Source organism: Mesobacillus jeotgali (assembly GCF_900166585.1).
Taxonomy (GTDB): Bacteria; Bacillota; Bacilli; order Bacillales; family Cytobacillaceae; genus Mesobacillus; species Mesobacillus jeotgali_A.
Genome location: NZ_FVZC01000009.1, coordinates 1269553 through 1285175 on the forward strand (window position 1 = coordinate 1269553; position 15623 = coordinate 1285175).

A 15623-nucleotide genomic window follows, 5' to 3' on the forward strand; every position below is an offset into this window, starting at 1 on the left:
CAATGCCTAATCTTCATTATGATCATTGGCCGAAAATCTCTAAATCACTCACCTTGCCGGAAACATCACTCTATGAAAATTTGAAAGTCAGTGCTGAGCGGTATCCGGACCAGAACGCAATCTATTACTATGGAAAAGCGCTATCCTATAGGGAGCTTGATGAAGATGTAAATATGCTTGCAGGTTTCCTTCAGCAAAAACTTGGCGTTGCCAAAGGGGATAGAGTTCTTTTATTCATGCAAAATTCTCCCCAGTTTGTCATTGGTTTTTACGCAATATCCAGGGCTGATGCTATCGTTGTGCCCATCAATCCAATGCTTACTGCAGACGAACTTAGTTTTTATATCAAGGATTGCAGTATCACCTCAGCACTGGTTGGCCAGGAGCTCTATGATAAAGTAGAGCCGCTCATTGGTACTACACCTTTAAAGAATGTCGTCATTGCAGCTTATTCAGATTACAAAGGGGAAAATTTAAGAGGCATTGTTCCTCCAGAGGTCGAAGCAGCCAAAGTAGTATACGGGCAACCGGGACATTTTCACTGGAGCGAAGCCATTTCCGCAAAATATGAAGCAGGTGCCCATACGACAAAAGCTGATGACCTGGTTGTGCTTCCTTACACATCAGGGACAACAGGGCTGCCAAAAGGGTGTATGCACACTAACCGGACAGTTCAGGCAAATACAATCGGTGCCTATCACTGGTCAAGTTCCACTACTAGTGCAGTGCATCTGACTACACTGCCATTATTCCATGTAACTGGTATGGTACACAGCATGCATATGCCAATCTTTTCCGGCAGTACGATGGTCTTGATGACAAGATGGAATCGAGAGGCAGCGGTCGAGTTGATTAAATCGCAGGGCTGTACTCATTGGGTAGCAATTGCCACGATGATCGTCGATTTCCTGGCAAATCCAAAGCTAAACCCGGAAGATATCTCTACACTAACCTCTATTTCTGGCGGTGGCGCCGCACTTCCAGAAGCGGTTGGAGAAAAATTGTACAATTTGACAGGTCTTAGGTTTGTAGAAGGCTATGGCCTTTCCGAAACAATTGCCCAAACACATTTCAATCCGCCAGACCGTCCAAAAATGCAATGTCTTGGCATTCCGTCCTTTGATGTCGATGCGAGGGTGATTGAACCGAGCACTGGAAAGGAACTGGGTGCTGGTGAAGCAGGCGAAATTATCGTGAATGGGCCTCAAGTCATGGTCGGCTATTACAACAGGGAGGATGAAAACAGAAGTTCCTTTATTGAATTAGAAGGCAAAAGGTTCTTCAGAACAGGTGATATTGGAAGATATGATGAGGAAGGGTACTACTTTATGGTCGACCGCGTGAAAAGGATGATAAATGCATCAGGATACAAGGTTTGGCCTACGGAGGTAGAATCTTATCTTTATAAGCATCCGGCAATCCAGCAGGCAGTAGTTGTTGGCATACCGGATCCTAGAAGAGGCGAATCGGTCAAGGCATTTGTAATTTTAAACGATGGGTTTGAGGGAAGTATCAGTGAAGAAGAAATAATCGAATGGTCCAAACAGCATATGGCGGCCTACAAATATCCTCGCGAGGTTGAATTCAGGAAGCAATTCCCAATGACAAGCAGCGGAAAAATCCTCTGGCGGAAGCTTCAGGAGGAAGAGAGGGAGAAAGCTGAAAAACAAGTAAGGTAAAAACTCCGTCACTGCAGCTATCAAATTTTAAGGAGGATCTTGATGGAGATATTGGTTCAGCAGCTGTTCAATGGTCTGACCATCGGCAGCGTATATGCCTTAGTAGCTCTTGGACTCACTCTTGTATACGGTATCCTTCATATCCCGAATTTCGCCCATGGCGCGTTATACATGATGGGTGGATATATAACCTTGATGATGATGGTCCAATATGGTCTTCATTACTGGCTGGCGATTCTCATTTCAGTCTTCGCTGTCGGATTAATTGGCGTATTGATGGAACGATTGGTCTTCCATCCATTAAGGCATGCACCGCCGATTCATGACAAAATAGCAGCGATTGGAATTCTGTTATTTTTGGAAGCATTCGCTCAATTTATTTGGGGTGCTGATTATCAGATGATGACAACACCATATGACCAGGTTGTACAGTTATTCGGTTTGACCTTCACGATGCAAAGATTGCTGATTATCATCTCTGCCATAGGTGTAATGGTATTGCTTTACCTGTTCCTGAAAAAAACGTTTACTGGTGCTACAATCATTGCTATGTCACAGGATCGTGATGGTGCCAACCTGGTAGGTATCAATACAAACCGGGTGGCGATGCTGACATTCCTTATTTCCGGAGGGCTTGCTGCCATTGCCAGTTCACTGGCATCACCTATTAATCTAGTTTTTCCCGGAATGGGCCAGCTGGTAATCCTGAAAGCTTTTGTCATCATCATCCTGGGTGGAATGGGCAGTATTCCCGGTGCGATCATCGGGGGTTATATTCTAGGATTCAGTGAAAGCCTGGGGGCAACGTATATCTCTAATGATTACAAAGACATCATTGCGTTCATCCTGCTTGTCATCATTCTAACAGTAAAACCAACCGGCCTGTTTGCTAAGGGGGGACATTGATGGCGAAAGTGGTCAATAAACGCAATATCATACTTGCACTCTTGTTATTTGCGATTGTATTTCCATTAATTACGCAAAACGATTATTTCATCCATGTAATGACTCTTTCATTCATCTGGATGATTGGGGTGTATGGGCTTAACCTATTGGCCGGCTATACGGGATATCTATCACTGGCGCATGCTGGATTTTTCGCGATAGGCGCTTATTCTTTAGGCTTACTAACGGTAAAAGCTCAGATGAATTTTTGGCTTGCTTTTGTGCTTTCACTAGTCATTACAAGCATTCTTGGGTTTTTAGTCGGCCTGATAGCCTTACGGACAAAAGAGCATTTCTTTGCCATTTACACCCTGTGTGTCGGGTATATCATTTACCTTATCATCGATAAATGGGACAGTCTAACAGAAGGCGTCCGCGGTTTGATTGGAATTCCAGCACCGGCGAATATCGGGCCTGTTTCTTTTGAGACACCTCTATCACAATATTATCTCGTTCTGGCGATTCTGCTTTTGGTCATTCTGGTTGTTTATCGGATTGTGCACTCTTTGACAGGAAGGACATACATGGCAATTCGCAACAGCGAGGACCTCGCACAGACGATTGGAATCTCAACAATGAAAAATAAACTGGAAGTATTCGTGCTGTCGACTTTTTTTGCCGGCCTGTCAGGAGCGCTTTATGCCTCATTCATCCGCTTTATCGGACCTGATATTGGGAACATCGTTATCACGTTTGATTTGCTGACATATCTGCTGATTGGAGGAATAGGCACTCTGTCTGGACCCATCGTGGGCACTGTATTGGTAGTATGGATCTCACAGCAGCTCCAGTTTCTTCAGGATTACCGGATGCTCATTTTCGGTCCTGTTTTAACACTCCTGGTTATTTTTTACCCTCGTGGGATCGCCGGGGCAGTCGGCGGCTGGAGCTTAAAACGTGCTGAGAAAAAACTGCAGAATTCCAAGGTGCGAGCAGGTTCCTCGCAAAGCCCTATCACTGCAGACAATCAGGTTAAGGAGGGTTGAGAATGTTTCTGGAAACCAAGAAGTTAACAAAGAAATTCGGCGGGCTGACGGCCGTTAATAGTGTTGATTTTTCTATAGAAAAAGGGAAAATCAATGCGATTATCGGTCCGAACGGAGCAGGCAAGTCGACTTTTTTCAATCTTATAAGCGGCTTCCACCCTCCGACATCAGGGAATATTATTTTTAAAGGCCAGGACATTACAAACCTGCCTTCAAATAAAATAGCGGAACTGGGAATAGCTCGTACCTTTCAAACGACAAACCTTTTTGAACAATCCACTGTCCTTGATAACGTGTTCGTCGGTCACAGACTAAGGACAAAATCCAATTTAATGGATGCGGTTTTTAGGTCAAAAAGACTAAAAAGGGATGAAGAAAAATGCCTTGAAAAAGCGATAGAGGTCATAGAATTCGCAGGATTGCAAAAAGTGTCAGACAAACTAGTCGGCAGTCTTACTCAGGAAGAAAAGAAACGGACCGCGTTTGCACTGGCATTGGCAACAGAGCCTGAAATTGTGTTCCTTGATGAACCTGCAGCAGGAGTGAACCCTGACGAAACGGAGGGATTGGCTGAACTGATAAGAAAAATGGCCAATAAAGGGATTACTGTCTGTTTGATCGAGCACAAAATGCAAATGATCATGAAGCTGGCAGATAAAATCATGGTCCTCAATTACGGAGAGAAGATTGCTGAGGGAAATGCAGACGAAATACGGAACAATCCTATTGTCATCAAGGCTTACCTGGGAGGGAGCGCCAGTGCTTGAACTGAGAGATGTTACAGTTAAATATGGCAGCTATGCAGCTGTCCAAAATGTCAGCCTTGAAGTTGCTCCTGGAGAAGTCGTTGTCCTTCTAGGAGCGAACGGTGCCGGAAAAAGCACGATTTTCAAGACAATCAGCGGATTAAATAAATGCTCTTTAGGAGATATCCTCTTTGAGGGAGAACTACTAAATATACGAAGTCCTGATAAAATCGTGCAATCGGGCATTGTCCAATGCGCTGAGGGGCGAAAGCTGTTTCCATCCATGACAGTATATGAGAATTTGAGAATGGGCGCTTATGTTCACCGGAGGCACAAAAAAGGGATAAAAGATTCAATGGAACACGTGTTTGAACTGTTTCCGATTCTAAAAGAGAAACAGCACGATATGGCAGGTTCACTCAGCGGCGGGCAGCAGCAAATGCTGGCTATTGGGAGGGCATTGATGGCAAAGCCAAAACTTATGCTTCTTGATGAGCCCTCAATCGGCCTTGCACCGTTGATTGTCGAGCAAATGTTTGAAGTGATCCAGACCATCAATCGAGAGGGAACCACCATCCTGCTTGCCGAACAAAATGCGAATGCTGCCCTGAAAATTGCAAATAAAGGCTATGTATTCGAAAACGGTTCTGTAGTACTGGAAGGAACATCCGATGAATTATTTGCAAATGAAGACATAAAAAAGGCATATATCGGTGCCTAAGATTACTTTCTGCCTTTAGGGAGGTGGTTGACAAGCGGTATGCATAATTAATTCTGAATATTAAAAATTTTGAGGGGGAAACCAAATGAAGAAGTCCAAATTATTGCTGGTCTTAAGTGTAATGTTTGCCTTGATTTTCACTCTAGCCGCTTGCAACAGTTCAGAAAAAACAGGTACAGGAGGTAACGATTCAAAGGCAGCGCCAGGTGAAGGAACAATTAATATTGGATATACAGGTCCATTGAGCGGACCCGCTGCATTTTATGGCGAAAGGACATTGAACGGTGTCCAGATGGCAGCTGAAGAACTTAATGCAGCAGGTGGAATTGAAGTAAACGGCAAGAAGTATAAATTTAATATTGTCTCACTGGACGATAAGTACTTGCCTAATGAAGCAGGAGCGAATGCAAAAAGACTCATGCAGGAAAACAAAACACCTATTATCTTTACCCCTCACAGCGGTGGTGTGGCAGCTATGCAAGTATTTAACCAGCAGGAAAAATTCATTATTGGAGCCTATACTAGTGAACCTAAGGTAACAGAAGGAGGAAATAAGTTAACGGTTAGAATCCCTCCCCGTTATGACGGCTATCTGGAGCCATTCACTAATTATACTATGGAGAAGTTCGGCAAGAAAATCGCCTTCCTGCCGACAGCTTCACAGTATGGAAAGGACTGGGCCGAAAAGCTTCAGCCTCACTGGGAAAAAGCCGGCGGGAAAGTGGTTTTTAATTCGTCAATTGACTTTGCGAAGGACACTGATTTCTTTACGATCATTACCAATGCTTTAAAGGAGAAGCCTGATGTACTATTCATTGGCGGACCTTCAGAGCCAACAGCAAAAGTAGCCAAACAGGCTAGGGAGTTAGGCTTTAAAGGTGGATTTATCGTGATGGACCAGGCCAAATTCGACGAGATGAAAAAAGTTACAGGCAGCTATGACATTCTAAACGGTGCAATTGGTGTCATGCCGCTCGTCAACTCAGATAGTCCCGGCATACCAGAATTCGTTAAAAACTATAAAGCAAAATACAATGAGGATCCAGGTTCTGAAGCTGGCTTGAATTACATTGCGATGCATGTTTTTGCGGAAGCCATAAAAGCCGCTGGTTCTGTTGATGATCCAGAAAAAATAATGGCCCATATGCAGGACGGGCTGGATAACCTGCCGGAGGACAAAAAAGTGTATGTAATCCCAAAAATCGACCCTAATGGCGGATTTGAAGGTGAGCTGATTGTGGCAGCGATAGAGGATGGAAAAGTCGTGCCAATAAAGGCTGATTAAAAGGCTGGTGTTCAAACCGGACACTAATTCAAAAATCATGAGAATCAAAGCTTGATTTAAAAACTATAAAGTTATTACTGGTAAACGGCAGTTAAAATAAACTGCCGTTTTTCATTGCGATCAAGGTTCCCAAAAACATAAAATAAAAATAAAGGAAAAGCCTGCAAATAGGCATAAAAGGGGAGAGCTATGAATAATAGAATCGGCATAGATGGTGGAGGTTCATTAATTAAAATTGTTTTTGAAGAAAAAGGCAAATTACATTTTCGGAAACAGCGTATTGAAGAATTGGATGAGGTGATGCGGTGGCTGAAAATCATCTCTCCAAATAAGATAGTCCATCTGACAGGCGGAAGGGCAAGAAAACTTAAATCGATGTACTTTCCAGAAGGAAAGGTTGTGGATGAATTTTCCGCTGTGTGCAAAGGTGCTAACTATTTGATGAGAAAGAATGGAATATTGACGAATGAACATTCTTTGCTAGTCAACATCGGCACAGGTACATCCTGGTTTAAATTAAACGGGGAACAATATGCCAGGGTCCTTGGCAGCGGGATTGGGGGCGGAACTTTTATGGGGTTGGGCAAAATCATCACTGATAGTGGTGATTTTGCCGATCTCGTGAGTTTTGCAGCCGCTGGTGAAAAGGGTCTCGTCGATCTGCTGGTGAAGGATATCTATGATGCAGAAGAAGCACCTATTTCTGGCAACTTAACTGCGAGCAATTTTGCCAAATTGCAAGGAATCTCCTCCAGCTCACCATCTGATAAAATCGCTTCTTTAATTAATATGATTGCAGAAACAATAACCCTCTTAACAGCCCAAACCGCAACAATTCACAGAATAAAAAAAGTGTTCTTTATTGGCAGTACTCTCGCAGGGAATCAACCTCTTCAGGAAAGCCTGATGACATATTGTGAAATGTCCAGCTTAGATTCAAACTTTTTGGGAAACGGGGAGTTTAGCGGGGCTATCGGTGCAATGCTTTAGTAATAAAAGGCTGCTTTCGGAAAGATTGTTGTTAAAATCCTAAAGGCGATTTAACGTGATAAAATGCCGTTATGTAGTCCGGTATTAAGTATGCAAGCTCTTTCACATAATAAGCTTTAACTTTTTGTTTAGAAACATAGGTCATTCAACCATATTTCGTTGTCAATAGCACAAAGTTTGAGAAAAGAGCCTAATAAATAAGAGGATAAGCATTTTAGCTTCTCCTCTTATTTGGTATTTTACAGATGTCCTTTAAATACGTCCGAAACGATTTCAAAGGATTTCAGTCTTGCCTTATGATCAAAGATTTGAGCGTTGATGATCATTTCATCTGCCTGGGTATCATCCAGGAATTTCTGAAGCTTTGCTTTGATTGTCTGTGGACTGCCTACAATTGAAGAACCAATCCGGCTGTCCAGCAGCATCTTTTCATACTCACTGACTTGTTCTTCGAAATTTTTGACAGGCGGCAGCAGCGGACTAGGATTATTCCTGAAGAGATTCAGGAATTGCTGCTGCATCGATGTTGCCAGAAATTCCGCTTCCTCATCGGTTTCGGCAGTGATCACATTTACACCCACCATCGCGTAAGGCTTTTCTAAAATGTCTGAAGGCTGGAAGTTTCTCCTGTAAAGATTGAGAGCTCCTAATGTATTTTCCGGGGAAAAATGGCTGGCGAATGAAAAAGGCAAGCCGAGTTGACCTGCAAGCTGTGCACTATAGCCACTGGAGCCAAGCAGCCAGATTGGGATATTCAATCCCTCACCTGGAATTGCTCTTACACTTCGATACTGTGAATCAAGTTCCGGGTTAAAATAAGCACGCAGCTCATCTAATTGCTCAGGAAAGTCCTGGCCATCACTTCGGCGTTCGCGTCTTAGTGCATAAGCTGTCACCTGGTCAGTACCAGGGGCGCGCCCGAGACCCAGGTCAATACGTCCAGGGAAAAGAGACTCCAGTGTCCCGAATTGTTCAGCAATTACTAAGGGAGCATGATTAGGAAGCATGATACCGCCAGAGCCTACCCTAATTGTTGATGTTCCTGCTGCAACATGGCCAATTACAACAGAAGTAGCAGAGCTGGCAATTCCTGGCATATTATGATGCTCCGCAAGCCAGTAACGGCGGTAACCCCATTGTTCTGCATGCTTTGCAAGATCAAGTGTATTTTTAAGTGCATCTGCCGCCGTGCTGCCTTCAATAATAGGAGCAAGATCAAGTATTGAATATTTTATATCTTTTAAACGTTTGCTTTCTGTCATGATTACATCTTCCTTTATTGAATAATATTAGCAGCCAGGAACAACATCCTTACTATTCCCAGCGTATATACAATTCAATAGTAACAATAATCTTTCGGTAATCAAAACAAAAGGTTTCAGAGTTGGATTTGAAGTTAATTGACGGTCTGCTGCTGCGGGACTAAGGGAAGGTCGGCAGTATGGACAGTTACAGATTCCTTAGAGCTTTGTTCCATATTAATAAATTCGGGATAGCCATAATTCCCGTGTTCACTAATGTCCAGTCCAATATTTTCCTCCTCTTCAGTGACCCGCAAACCGTTCATTGCCGTCTTCATGCACAATAAGATTAAATATGAAACGATGAAGGCAAAAGCACCTGACACCACAACTCCTACTGACTGGACAGCGAGCTGCTCAAAACCGCCTCCATAAAATAAACCGGGTTTTCCGACTGCAGCCAATTCAGGCGTAGCGAAAAAACCAGTGGATAAGGTGCCCCAAACACCTGCTGCCCCGTGGACGGATAGTGCAAAGATAGGATCATCTATCTGCTTGCTTTCAAAGAAACGGATACTGTAGAAGACAAGAATTCCCGCAACTAATCCAATCACCACTGCTGCCCAGGTATCAACAAAGGCACAAGATGCAGTGATCGCAACAAGTCCAGCAAGTGTACCATTCAGCATCATAGGGATATCTGCCTTTCCAAGTACAATCCATGATATAGCCAGTGCGGCAACTGTGCCTGCAGCAGCTGCAAGATTGGTGTTCAAAGCAACAAAGCCAAAGAATGCCCCCTCAACTGATACGGTGCTCCCTGCATTGAACCCAAACCAGCCAACCCATAGGAAAAGTACACTTAATGCGGTAAATACCAGGTTATGACCATCTATTTTATTGGCTGTTCCATCATGATTGAATTTGCCAATGCGCGGCTTCAAAAGGAGCGTTGCTGCCAGTGCAGCCATTGCCCCGGTAAGGTGTACAACAGTCGAACCAGCAAAATCCTGTTTTCCATGTTCTGCGAGCCAGCCGCCACCCCAAATCCAGTGGGCGATGATTGGGTAGACAAAAATAGAAAACAATAGAGCAAAAACAACGTAAACGGATAATTTTGCTCTTTCTGCAAATCCGCCAAAAGCGATCGTTATTGAAATTCCAGCGAAAGCCAATTGAAAGAGGAAAAAAATTGGTCCTGAGAGTGCTAATCCCTCAACGTCATAGCCTGAATAAAAGAAATCAGAGAATCCCACTATCGAGTTTCCTTTACCGAAAATCAGCCCATAACCAATCGCCCAGAAAACAATAGAGGATATGCCGAAAGTTAATATAGTTTTTCCGGCTATATGTCCCGCATTTTTCATTCTTGTGGACCCAGTTTCAAGTAGAATGAATCCCCCAATCATCAAGATAACCAATACTGCGGAGACCATTACCCATAAACTATTCATTAAAAAAACAGTATCCAAAACGTTCAACTCCCTTATTTATGAATGTAATAGCTATTTTGTCATCTAATGGGAGTTAAAACTACAATCATGTAAGAAAACCTTACGTATTTTTTAAAAAAAAGAAAAAACCTTCCGTGTAAGAAGGTTCTGCATATTAATATTTCTGTATCCCGAATCGCGCATTTAATTGTCCCTGGATCATTTTTTTATGAGCTTCTTCCTGACTTCGCTTCTTTTGCTTTAGCATTTCCTGCCGTATTTCATACGTCTGTACCCCGTCTTCGATTTTATTTGCTATCTCCACCAAATGCTCCACATCTGCAAACGAATATCTCCTGCTCCCACCTGGGGTTCGATCGGGAAAAATTAATTTTCTTTCTTCATAATACCTTATTTGTCTTTCTGAAAGTCCTGTCAGTTCACTGACAATGCCTATTGTAATGACTTTTTTATCTTTATAGGAGGAGGAGTCAGCCAATATCATCACCACACTTCAATTTCTTGTGTTATATTTTCTCACATGAACTTAATTCTTGTAAATGAAATTCGTTAATTTTCATCACCCATTTATTAAATTTTTAAGTTCTGTCAAAGTTAATTTCCTTAATTCCTTTTCACTTTCATTAGTTAGCCTCGTTTTAATCAAATGCTGAATATAGTAATCTTTTAGTTTATCAACCGCAGTCCGTAAGTATAATGACATTTTGACTTCCTCCTTAAAATCATCCATTTTGAATATTTCGCAGTATTTCTAAAGCCTGACTTCCATTCTTTCTTAAAAATTCCTCATACAATTGATCACGAAAAAGATCAATAACCACTATCAGCCTCGCCAAATCAGTTCCACTTTGTCTGTCCATTGGATTTCCTCATCTCCTCTATATTGAATCTCATTTTTTAAATCTTAACGTCTGCCTTCTGTAACTTCATTAAGTTCGATAGGATATCTGACAGGATTTTTAATGACATGAGTAATGAATGAGGCACGAATCGGAAAACCTATAATGATGATTTTGACTATAAGGAGGAGTATGATGGAACAGAAACTAAAGCCTGAAAACAGAGGGTTTATCTTAAATGAATATGATGTACTTAAGAAAGTAATACTTTGCCAGCCGCAATATATGACCATCCGTGACGTGATAAATGAAACTCAGAAACATTTCAAAGATGAGGGCATACATATTGAGCTTGCTTTGGAGCAGCACAGTGAGTTTGTCAATACATTGAAAAATTTTGGTGTAGAGGTGATTCTGCTTCCATACCATAAAAAATATCCAGAGCAAGTTTTCACAAGGGACATTGGTTTTACGCTTGGCCAGACTATTTTTGTTGCTGACATGGCAAGTGATATCCGCAAAGGGGAAGAGGATGTCCTAAAACAATGGCTGGAGGATGAAGAAATATCCTACTATAATCTGTTAGGCGATCAGATTGAGGGCGGTGATGTTGTCATTGATCAGGATACTGTTTATGTAGGATTGAGCAATCGGACAAACCAGCAGGCAGCGGAACATTTGCAAGGATTGCTTTCAGACTTTAACGTTAGGCCCATTCCGTTCAAAGCTGAATATCTCCATCTAGACTGCGTCTTTAATGTTGTATCTCCAGAAGTGGCGCTAATTTATCGGCCAGCTTTAACAGATGAAGACATAAAACTATTCAGTTCGCGCTACGAACTTATTGATGTCAGCGAAGAAGAACAATTCACACTTGGAACCAATGTACTATGTATCGGCAACCAACGCATCCTAAGTCTTCCTGTAAATAAAGGAGTAAATGAACAGCTAAGGAAAAAAGGCTTCGAAGTAGTCGAAGTAGATATAACCGAAATCATCAAATCCGGCGGTTCATTCCGATGCTGCACACTTCCAATTTTGCGTGAGAGTATTTGATATTTGTTTTGTTCGATAAGGAAGCTAAACCTTCCAAACTCTTTATATGACAAGAAGTGGCGGGATATTCGATCATTACATCAAGCAGGGGACCTTTTCTCCTGCTTTTTTCCTTATGCAAGCAACCAGGGAAGCGTCATAAGATAAACCGTCGAAAGTTTCAGAACAAGAGGCAGCTTTTGCACAGTAATGAGTGTTATCTCAAAAAGATGGCAGAAGCTGAGGTTTCTTTGGACAGCTGTGAAGGCTTTTCTAAAAATGATGGCAGAAGCTGAGGCAGCTTTGGACAGGTTCGAGGGCTTTTCTGAAAATGATGGCAGAAGCTGAGGCATCTTTGGACAGCTTAGATGGTTTTTCTGAAAATGATGGCAGAAGCTGAGGCAGCTTTGGACAGCTTTAAGGTTTTTTCTGAAAATGATGGCAGAAGCTGAGGCAGCTTTGGACAGGTTCGAGGGCTTTTCTGAAAATGATGGCAGAAGCTGAGGCATCTTTGGACAGCTTAGATGGTTTTTCTGAAAATGATGGCAGAAGCTGAGGCATCTTTGGACAGCCTAGATGGTTTTTCTGAAAATGATGGCAGAACCTCAGGCAGCTTTGGACAGCTGCGAAGGTTTTTTCTGAAAATGATGGCAGAAGCTGAGGCATCTTTGGACAGCTTAGATGGTTTTTCTGAAAATGATGGCAGAACCTCAGGCAGCTTTGGACAGGTTCGAGGGCTTTTCTGAAAATGATGGCAGAAGCTGAGGCATCTTTGGACAGCTTAGATGGTTTTTCTGAAAATGATGGCAGAACCTCAGGCAGCTTTGGACAGCTGCGAAGGTTTTTCTGAAAATGATGGCAGAAGCTGAGGCATCTTTGGACAGCTTTGAGTGTTAATTTCAAAAAGCTGGCAGAATAGGACGATTCATTGTGCAAATTTAAAGGATCCCAGTCTAAGCTTACACATCATCATCAAAACAGAAAAAATCAGAATGAAAACTAACAAAAACACACTGATATTTTTTATAAAAAAACAGCCGAAATTGTCGAATTTTCTGTAGTTATACAGTTCAATAAAATACTTTCTGTTAAACATCAGTTTTTGATTGTCCTTTTAGCCTAATTATCTTATAATTCGAAATAGAAAGAAATCAATCAAGTAAAGGGGGATTCATTTGGAAGCTTTTGTTTCTTGGCTTAATGGGATTTTGTGGAGCAACCCGGTCATTTATATCATTTTAGGAATCGGCCTGGTGTTTTCAATCCTGACACGTTTTTTACAAGTTAGACTCTTAAAGGACATGGTAATGCTCATGTTCCAGGGAAAAAGTTCCGAAGCGGGAGTTTCATCTTTTCAGGCCTTATCTATTGCTTTATCAGGCCGTGTAGGGACTGGTAATATTGCAGGTACTGCTACTGCCATCGCAATGGGGGGACCTGGTGCGGTTTTCTGGATGTGGGCGATTGCGTTTATCGGGGCAAGCAGCGCGTTTGTTGAGTCAACATTAGCGCAGATTTACAAGGTGAAGCAAGATGGTCTTTATCGAGGCGGTCCTGCTTACTTCATCGAAAAAGGTCTTGGTATTAAATGGTTTGCCATCGTTTTTTCGATAGCAGCATTGCTGGCAATGGCCCTTTTAATGCCGGGAATTCAGTCAAACTCGATTGCACTTGGTCTTGAGAATGCTTTTGGTGTCAGCAAATCAGTGTCTGGTTTGATTATCATTGCTCTTTTAGGCTTTATCATTTTTGGCGGAGTAAAAAGGATTGCAACAGTGGCCCAGTATACTGTTCCATTCATGGCAATCGGATACATCCTTGTTGCTCTTATCATTATTGGAATGAATATCTCTCAAGTACCTGAGGTTTTCGCTTTGATTTTCAAAAGCGCTTTCGGGGCTGATTCCATGTTTGGCGGTATCTTGGGCAGTGCGATTGCATGGGGAGTTAAACGCGGTATTTATTCCAATGAAGCAGGACAGGGAACAGGTGCTCACGCAGCTGCAGCAGCTGAAGTTTCCCACCCGGCTAAACAGGGGCTTGTCCAGGCATTCTCGGTCTATATTGATACTCTATTCGTTTGTTCGGCAACAGCATTCATGATTCTGTTTACTGGGATGTTCAATACAGTTGGCGCTGACGGATCGTTCATTGTAGAAAACCTGAAAGGTGTTGAAGCTGGTCCTGGATATACACAGGCAGCTGTTGATGCTGTCTTACCGGGATTCGGGGCTGAGTTTGTTGCGATAGCTTTGTTCTTCTTCGCTTTCACAACTATCATGGCCTATTATTATATGGCAGAAACAAATATTGCATATCTTCTCAGAGGAAGAAATAGCAAGACTCCAATGTTCATCCTGAAAGTCGTCATCCTTGGGTCAACTTTCTATGGTGCAGTGAAGGAAGCATCACTTGCATGGGCACTTGGAGATGCTGGTCTGGGATTGATGGTGTGGCTGAATTTAATCGCTATTGTCCTGCTTGCTAAGCCGGCGCTCATTGCGTTGAAAGATTATGAGAGTCAGAAAAAACAAGGTCTCGACCCTGTATTCAATTCCAAAAAACTCGGGATCAAGAATGCGGAGTATTGGGAAGAGGAATATTCCTTTAATCATGAAAACGAAAAAGTTTCATAAAATAGTCAAACCTGAAGAGCTGCCTTTCAAATGGCAGCTCTTCTTATTGTTTATTCATATTGTTTTAGTGGAATGGGAAGGATGATAGTACTAAGTTAGTTGCGGGGGAATATGATGAAGTTGTTATGCATTGACGGTGGAGGTATCAGAGGTGTTTTCCCGATTGCTATACTGCAGGCAATGGAAGAGGAGTTTGGAAAACCAGCGGGACAACTGTTCGATGTCGTATCCGGGACAAGCACAGGGGCTATCATTGCGGCTTCAGTAGCTTTGAATACATCGATGGAAGAGTTGATGAAAAAGTATGAAACTTACGGAAAAAAAATTTTCATCAAGAAATCCAAAGTAGGACTCTTTAAAAGTGTCTACAGTGACCGTTATTTAAGGAGGCTGCTTAAGCATGCATTCAAAGACCTTACCCTGGGAGATATTGAAAAGCCTTTATTGATTCCAGCTGTTGATATTACTCACGGAAAACCGTATGTTCACCGGTCCGACTTTGGGTTTTCTTCAAAAAATGAATTATCATTGAATTTGTGGGATGCTGTACTTTCTTCATGTTCAGCACCTGTTTATTTCCCCCCAAACAATGTAAACAATCAATATTTATCAATCGATGGCGGATTGTGGGCTAATAACCCTTCATTGGTTTGTGTCACTGAAGCGTTACATCATTTTAAAACGGATTTAAGTGCTATAAGGATCCTCTCCATCGGCACCGGCCAGCAGAATATCGATTTCTCGATACAGGAGGATAAACACTGGGGAATCCGCCAGTGGCTCCCCTTCCATTTTCCATCTTTGAAAGTCACTCCAAAACTCCTTGATTTGGCTATGGACCTATCGTCTGAATCTGTCACCTACCATTGCAGGCTTTTACTAGGTGACCATTACCTTCGTTTGAATACTGAGTTATCGAAGGAAATCCCATTTGACGATTTTACCTATATGGGTGAATTAAAGGATATGGGGAGGCAGGTTTTCGAGAAACATAAAGAACAGATTGCAGCGTTTCTTTCTGAGAGTTGAAAAACCTTCCAGCAGGTTGTAGACTTTAGAGAATGCA

General features: G+C 42.3%; 16 protein-coding genes. 11 read left to right on the forward strand and 5 right to left on the reverse strand.

From position 1 onward, the window contains the following. Nucleotides 1–2: 2 nt before the first annotated feature. The 7 genes from B5X77_RS16445 to coaW all read left to right on the forward strand — a co-directional run bounded on the left by B5X77_RS16445 (nucleotide 3) and on the right by coaW (nucleotide 7352). Nucleotides 3–1679 carry a long-chain fatty acid--CoA ligase gene (locus B5X77_RS16445; RefSeq protein WP_079509027.1) on the forward strand — a complete coding sequence of 559 codons (1677 nt, stop codon included), beginning with the start codon at nucleotides 3–5 and terminating at the stop codon, nucleotides 1677–1679. A gap of 42 nt (nucleotides 1680–1721) precedes the next feature. Further along, complete coding sequence (locus B5X77_RS16450; RefSeq protein WP_079509028.1) at nucleotides 1722–2585, forward strand: branched-chain amino acid ABC transporter permease; 864 nt, start codon at nucleotides 1722–1724, stop codon at nucleotides 2583–2585. Continuing rightward, nucleotides 2585–3610, forward strand: a complete 1026-nt coding sequence (locus B5X77_RS16455; protein ID WP_079509029.1) for a branched-chain amino acid ABC transporter permease — start codon at nucleotides 2585–2587, stop codon at nucleotides 3608–3610. The genes B5X77_RS16450 and B5X77_RS16455 overlap by 1 nt, the downstream gene beginning before the upstream one ends. A gap of 2 nt (nucleotides 3611–3612) precedes the next feature. After that, nucleotides 3613–4377: an ABC transporter ATP-binding protein gene (locus B5X77_RS16460; RefSeq protein ID WP_079509030.1), complete on the forward strand. Its 765-nt coding sequence runs from the start codon at nucleotides 3613–3615 to the stop codon at nucleotides 4375–4377. Further along, on the forward strand, nucleotides 4370–5077 hold the full coding sequence (locus tag B5X77_RS16465; protein ID WP_079509031.1) for an ABC transporter ATP-binding protein: 708 nt from the start codon (nucleotides 4370–4372) through the stop codon (nucleotides 5075–5077). The genes B5X77_RS16460 and B5X77_RS16465 overlap by 8 nt, the downstream gene beginning before the upstream one ends. A gap of 85 nt (nucleotides 5078–5162) precedes the next feature. After that, nucleotides 5163–6362, forward strand: a complete 1200-nt coding sequence (locus tag B5X77_RS16470; RefSeq protein WP_079509032.1) for an ABC transporter substrate-binding protein — start codon at nucleotides 5163–5165, stop codon at nucleotides 6360–6362. Nucleotides 6363–6551: 189 nt separating this feature from the next. Then, nucleotides 6552–7352, forward strand: a complete 801-nt coding sequence (gene coaW / locus B5X77_RS16475; protein ID WP_079509033.1) for a type II pantothenate kinase — start codon at nucleotides 6552–6554, stop codon at nucleotides 7350–7352. Nucleotides 7353–7591: 239 nt separating this feature from the next. On the opposite strand, the gene B5X77_RS16480 is transcribed toward coaW, so the two are convergent. From B5X77_RS16480 to B5X77_RS23425, 5 genes are all read right to left on the reverse strand, one after another. After that, nucleotides 7592–8614: an LLM class flavin-dependent oxidoreductase gene (locus B5X77_RS16480; protein ID WP_079509034.1), complete on the reverse strand. Its 1023-nt coding sequence runs from the start codon at nucleotides 8612–8614 to the stop codon at nucleotides 7592–7594. Between the two features lie 134 nt (nucleotides 8615–8748). Beyond that, complete coding sequence (locus B5X77_RS16485) at nucleotides 8749–10065, reverse strand: ammonium transporter (protein WP_079509035.1); 1317 nt, start codon at nucleotides 10063–10065, stop codon at nucleotides 8749–8751. A gap of 136 nt (nucleotides 10066–10201) precedes the next feature. Next, nucleotides 10202–10531, reverse strand: a complete 330-nt coding sequence (locus B5X77_RS16490) for a MerR family transcriptional regulator (protein WP_079509036.1) — start codon at nucleotides 10529–10531, stop codon at nucleotides 10202–10204. 75 nt (nucleotides 10532–10606) lie between these two features. Beyond that, nucleotides 10607–10750 carry a Fur-regulated basic protein FbpA gene (fbpA, locus tag B5X77_RS16495; RefSeq protein WP_176167354.1) on the reverse strand — a complete coding sequence of 48 codons (144 nt, stop codon included), beginning with the start codon at nucleotides 10748–10750 and terminating at the stop codon, nucleotides 10607–10609. A gap of 19 nt (nucleotides 10751–10769) precedes the next feature. After that, a complete protein-coding gene (locus B5X77_RS23425) occupies nucleotides 10770–10907 on the reverse strand; it encodes a hypothetical protein (RefSeq protein WP_176167355.1) in 138 nt (45 codons plus the stop codon). Between the two features lie 174 nt (nucleotides 10908–11081). On the opposite strand from B5X77_RS23425, the gene B5X77_RS16500 reads away from it, so the two are divergent. The 4 genes from B5X77_RS16500 to B5X77_RS16520 all read left to right on the forward strand — a co-directional run bounded on the left by B5X77_RS16500 (nucleotide 11082) and on the right by B5X77_RS16520 (nucleotide 15586). Beyond that, complete coding sequence (locus B5X77_RS16500; RefSeq protein ID WP_079509038.1) at nucleotides 11082–11942, forward strand: dimethylarginine dimethylaminohydrolase family protein; 861 nt, start codon at nucleotides 11082–11084, stop codon at nucleotides 11940–11942. A 503-nt stretch (nucleotides 11943–12445) separates the two neighbouring features. Then, on the forward strand, nucleotides 12446–12667 hold the full coding sequence (locus B5X77_RS16510; RefSeq protein WP_079509040.1) for a hypothetical protein: 222 nt from the start codon (nucleotides 12446–12448) through the stop codon (nucleotides 12665–12667). Between the two features lie 429 nt (nucleotides 12668–13096). Beyond that, on the forward strand, nucleotides 13097–14557 hold the full coding sequence (locus B5X77_RS16515; protein ID WP_079509041.1) for an alanine/glycine:cation symporter family protein: 1461 nt from the start codon (nucleotides 13097–13099) through the stop codon (nucleotides 14555–14557). Between the two features lie 111 nt (nucleotides 14558–14668). Next, entirely contained in the window at nucleotides 14669–15586 is a 918-nt protein-coding gene (locus B5X77_RS16520; RefSeq protein ID WP_257391837.1) for a CBASS cGAMP-activated phospholipase, read from the forward strand. Nucleotides 15587–15623 lie beyond the last annotated feature (37 nt).